Below are 1,622 nucleotides of genomic sequence, written 5' to 3' on the forward strand. Positions count from 1 at the left end.
TCCAACAGAGTGTTCCTCTAACCAGATGTAGTTGTCATCCATCCCAGTCTACCATTCAGGATCGACCTTACACTCAATTGTATCAATTTCATTATTTGATATTTACCTTCACTGCTGGTAATTCATCGACTAAATTTCCTCATTCTCCCCCACCCCTAGCTGCAAGCGATCATGAAACATTTGGTCTGCTCTCTACTTGTTAGTCTCCTGTTGGTCCCTCTCGTCTGGTCACAGACTCGTGCCATACAACCTTTACGCATCGAAGCCACCACTGCTCAAGATGAGTCCATCTCCTACATCTACGAAGAATCGCATGCTCTTATCATTGGGGTGAGTGACTACACCAATGGCTGGTCCAAGCTAGCTGGAGTCAAAGAAGACGTAATCGAGGTGCAAAGAGCCTTGGAAGACAATGGTTTTGAAGTGCAGCTTCTGGAAGATCCAGACAAGCAACAACTGGAAGCCACCATTGAGGACTTCATTTTTGAAAAGGGAGCCGATCCAGAGAATCGACTGTTGATCTATTATGCTGGACACGGCCATACCAAGACACTGGGCTACGGTGGTGAGATGGGCTACTTGGTACCAGCGGATGCACCACTACCAAAAAAAGGCCGTGACATCGCTTTCCAACGGAGTGTGATGAGCATGCAACGCATTGAAGAAGTTGCCAAGAATACCTCTGCCAAGCATGTCTTGTTTATGTTCGATGCCTGTTTTGCAGGCTCCGTCTTTCTAGCTACTCGGGCCGCTCCCTCTTATATCGAAGTGTTTACTGAAGAGCCGGTGCGCCAGTTCATTACTTCGGGAAGTGCTGATCAGGAGGTGCCAGACAATAGTATTTTCCGGCGTGCTTTTGTGGATGCTTTGGCTGGTAGTGCCGATTTTGACAAGGATGGCTACCTGACTGGATCAGAGTTGGGTACTTACATCCAGAAACGAACAGCAGAGGACTGGAAGGGCGAATTGACGCCTCAATACGGCAAATTACAGGACCCGAATCTCAACAAAGGAGATTTTGTTTTTAAGATTGGAAAGTCTGCAAATCAGTCTTCTACAGCCAGCACTGTGACAGCCAATTCGGATTTGGCTGCGCAGGCTTGGGAGGTGGTCAAAGATTCAACGAATCCCAAGATTCTGGAGGAATTCATCAGGATGTTTCCCTCAGCGCCACAGCGTAATCTGGCAAAGCTAAAACTGATGACATTGGAATCATCCTCTCCCATTGAATCAACAGAAAACTTAGAAAATATTGAGGTACTTGCTGGTGACGCTGCGATACAACAAGTTCTTAAAAACAAAGACTGCATTGGTTGTAATTTAGCAGGCGCCTATCTCTGGAAGGCCGAATTACAGGGGGCAAATCTCAGTGGCGTTGACTTGACAGGTGCCTATTTGAGAGGCGCCAATCTTGTTGGAGTGAATTTCAAAAATGCAAAATTGAATGGGGCAGATCTAAAGGGAGCTAACCTGCAAAGGGCCTCATTCTGTAACACGTCCATGCCAGATGGTTCGATCAGTAATATGGGTTGTGAAAAAACTGATCAGGCTACACCTGAATCAGAAACAGCATTTGGATTGAGTGGTGAAGCCGCCAAGAAACAACTTCTGAAGAAGAATAA

General features: G+C 46.4%; 1 protein-coding gene. It reads left to right on the plus strand.

Going from position 1 to position 1,622, the window contains the following annotated elements:
* Window positions 1-171: 171 nt before the first annotated feature.
* The coding region (locus P8O70_10390) for a pentapeptide repeat-containing protein (protein MDG2197280.1) at window positions 172-1,622 on the plus strand (1,451 nt) is incomplete at its 3' end.

Source organism: SAR324 cluster bacterium (assembly GCA_029245725.1).
In the GTDB taxonomy this organism is placed as follows: Bacteria; SAR324; SAR324; order SAR324; family NAC60-12; genus JCVI-SCAAA005.